The 3,492-nt window shown below is 72.4% G+C and carries 1 protein-coding gene and 1 pseudogene; both read left to right on the top strand.

Going from position 1 to position 3,492, the window contains the following annotated elements; genetic code table 11:
- The first annotated feature begins 825 nt into the window (after positions 1 to 825).
- Positions 826 to 3,186 carry a hypothetical protein gene (locus AB0C29_RS39020; protein WP_360831575.1) on the top strand — a complete coding sequence of 787 codons (2,361 nt, stop codon included), beginning with the start codon at positions 826 to 828 and terminating at the stop codon, positions 3,184 to 3,186.
- Positions 3,183 to 3,492, top strand: a pseudogene (locus AB0C29_RS39015) (hypothetical protein); the annotation flags it as partial. The gene AB0C29_RS39020 and the pseudogene AB0C29_RS39015, both read left to right, overlap by 4 nt.

Here is a 3,492-nt window from a genome sequence, read left to right as displayed (position 1 = left end):
GCGACCGGTGCGCAGGTGCCCTCGGAGGACGTCGCCGGGGCGCCCGGCGTTGACGACGCTCCCGCTGGAGCCGAGGTCGTGTCGGAGGTTGAAGTAGCGGACCCGGCAGAAGCTACGGGCGACGCCCAGCCGGAACCCGCGGCCACGGCTGACGCCGAAGCCGCACCGGTAACCGCCAGCGATGCGGAACCGGACCCTGCAGTCTCGGCCGGACCCGAACGAAGCCCCGCGGGCTCGGTCACGCCGGAGCCGGAAGCGACGCCGGAAGCCGGACCCGAAGCCGAGGCAGCGGATTCGGGCCGGCCTGAAGCGGAGCGGGAGCCCGCACCCACGGCAGGCTCCGAGACCGACGCCGAACCCGAGACCGAGACCGACGCCGAACCCGAGGCGAAGCCCGAGCCCGAGCCCGAGGCAGCGGCTGAGGCCGAGGCAGCGGCCGAACCCGAGCCCGAGGCCGAGCCCGAGCCCGAGCCGGAGGCCGACGCTGACGCCGAGCCCGGCATGGACATCCAGCCGCCCACGGAAATCGGCCTGGACGCCTCTCCGGCGGCGGAAGCAGCCGAGCCAGCGCAGCCGAACACGGCACAGGATGCCCAAGCGCCGGAAGCCGCCGCTCCCGTTGAGGCCGCCGCGGAGAGCAACGCCGATCCCGCGCCGGGGACCGCAGACTCCCCGACCGAATCGGACAACAAGCAGGTCGCAGACACTAAAGGTGACGCGAACTCTCAAGCTGAGGTTGAGGTTGAGGTCTCGCCCGAGCGCGAACCTGAAGCTGATGTTGAGGTTGAGCCCACCCCGGAACTGAGCGATCCCGAAGCGACCGCGGTGCTGATCCTGCCCGCCGCGACGCCGGCCGTTAACAGCCCGAAGCAGGCCGCCCCGATCCGGACCGAGCCGGACCAGGCCGAGCCGGACCAGGCCGAGCCAGACCAGGCCGAGCCAGACCAGGCCGAGCCAGACCAAGCGAAGCCGGACCAAGCGGAGCCGGACCAAGCCGAACCGGAGCAGGGCGAGCCGGACCAGGCCGGAACCGCACAGGAGGAGCCGGAGCACGAGGGACCGAACCTCGAGGACACGGTCGTTCTGCGCATCGAGCCGGCCGTCGAAGACACGGTCATCCTGACCCTGCCGGAGGCCCCGAAGAGCAACCCCGGCGACGAGACCGTGGTCATCGCGCTGCGGGGGCCCGACGACACCGTCGTCATCCCGGTCGTCAGCTCGACCGCCAGCGTCGCCCCGCCGACCGATGTCGTCACCGCTGTCATCCCCGTCGTTCCCGGGCGGCGTGACGGTCAGCGCACCGAGGTCGCTCCCCCGCCCGATCCCGGCCGTACGCCCAAACCCGCCCGCGCCCGCCGCGAGCCCCTGGACCTGGGCCACGCCCCGGCCGTCCTGACCATCTCCGCCCTCGGCGTGCTCATGGTCGCCCTGGCCTACGCCGGCGGGCGGGTCAGCACCGGCAACGCCCAGTTCGCGTACTGGGTCGGGCAGGTCGTGGTTTTCACGCCGGTCGTCGTCCGGCTGCTCAGTCGCCGGATGGCCGGGGTCGCCGAGTCGTTCCTGCTCGTCATGGGGCTGGCCCTGCACCAGTATCTGCTGAAGTGGATGTACAGCCCGGATCAGTTCCGGTTCCCCGACGAGCTGCAGCACTGGCTGGCCACCACGATCATCGTGCAGTCCGGGGAGCTGTTCCAGCCCAACCCGGCCCTGCCGCCCGCCGAGCACTTTCCCGGTCTCGCCGAGCTCGGGGCCGCCGTGGCCGAGATGACCGGGCTGCCCGTCACGGCCGCCGGCGTCATCGTCGCCGGTATCGCGCACCTGGTGTTCGTGGGCGTGCTCTTCGCGGTGGTGCTGCGGGCCAGCAATTCCCCGGCCGTCGCCGGCGTCGCCTGTGCCACGTACGCGACCGCCCTGCACTACCTGTTCTTCAACTCGATGTTCCTGTACCAGACCGCCGCCCTGCCGTTCTTCATGCTCGCCATCTGGGCGGTACGCCGGTGGCGGGCCGAGGGCGGCCGGATGTTCGCCGCGCTGGCCGTGGTGTCGATGGCCCTGACCACCGTCAGCCACCACGTCACCGCGCTCGCCCTGGTCGCGACGCTGCTGCTGCTGGCCGTGGCCGAGCTGGTCGTGGATCAGCCGCGCCGGTGGTCGGCACTGGCCATGCCGGGGGCCGCCGCGGTCGTGGTGGCGGCGTGGATCCTGCTGGTCGCCACCGATGTCCTCGGTTATCTGGAGGAGCCGGTCGACCAGGTTGTGCGTACCGTGTCGCAGCTCTTCTCCGGGGAGAGCGACCCGGCCTCGACCAGCGCGCCCGTCTCCGTGGGTCAGCTCGTGGTGCAGGGCGCCGGCCTGCTCGGGCTGCTGGTGCTCTATCTCGCGGTCACCCGCGACATGGTGCACCGCCGGGACCGGGACTGGTGGCGGTGGGCCGCGGTCGTCGGCGGGATGGTGTTCTTCGCCGGCAACGGGGTGCGGTTCCTGGGGCAGAACGGTCCGGAGATCGCCGGGCGGCTGTCCACGTTCACCTACATCCCGATCTCCATCCTGGCCGCGATCGGGCTGGTCCGGGGCGTGCAGCTGATCCCGGCCAAGGACGAGTTCGGGCACCGGTGGCGGGCCGCCGCGCCCGCCATCGACGTGGTCATGCCGGGCGGCTGGAACCTGTACAGCCGGGTCGCGGCCGGCTCGGCGATGATCACGCTGCTGATGATCGGGGCGCGGGCCGGTGGCTGGCCGCCGATCGCGTCAATCCTGCCGGGGCCGTACCTGGCCGGTGGGTACGAGCGGTCGGTCGACGCGTACGGGGTCGCCTCGGCCGACTGGCAGCGCACCACGCTGGGCCCGGGCAACCGGGTCGGCGGCGACGCGACGTCGGTCTCGCTGGCTTCCACGTACGGGCGCCAGGACCCCGTACGCGAAGTGGGCTCCCTCTACTACGCCGACGTGTGGGGGCTGGAGCAGGACGACCTGGTGCAGCGCGTCCACGTGCAGTACCTGGTCGTGGACCGGCGGCTGAGCACCCAGTTGCCGGAGAGCGGCGCGTACTTCGAGAGCGACCCGCGCTCCGGGCAGATCACCTCGCCGCTGACCGTCGGGCAGCTCGGCAAGTTCGACTCGCTGACCGGGATGGACCGGCTCTACGACAACGGCACTGTCCGCATCTACCGGACGGGGGTCCAGTGAGCGTTCTGCTTTCCCGGGTCGTGGCCGGGCTGGCCGTCGCCGCCGGCGCCGCGGTCCTGTTCGCGCCCCAGGCCCTGGCCATCGCCGCTGGGCTGCTGCTCGGTTTCGTCCTGCCCGGGATGGCGCTGCTGGGGGTGCTGTTCCGCCGCCGGGCGCTGACCGCGGTCGAGCGTACGGTGCTGACCCCCGCGCTGAGCATGGGCGTGCTGATCGTCGCCGGCCTGGCCATCCACGTCGTGGGCCTGCGCATCGACCGGCTCGCCTGGACCGTGGCCACCGTCGGGGTGACGCTGGCGGCGGTGCTCG

The sequence above is a fragment of the Actinoplanes sp. NPDC048791 genome, from assembly GCF_040650095.1.
Lineage (GTDB): Bacteria > Actinomycetota > Actinomycetes > Mycobacteriales > Micromonosporaceae > Actinoplanes.
The sequence above is the reverse complement of the archived record's forward strand: the minus strand, read 5'-3'. Positions and strand labels throughout refer to the sequence as shown.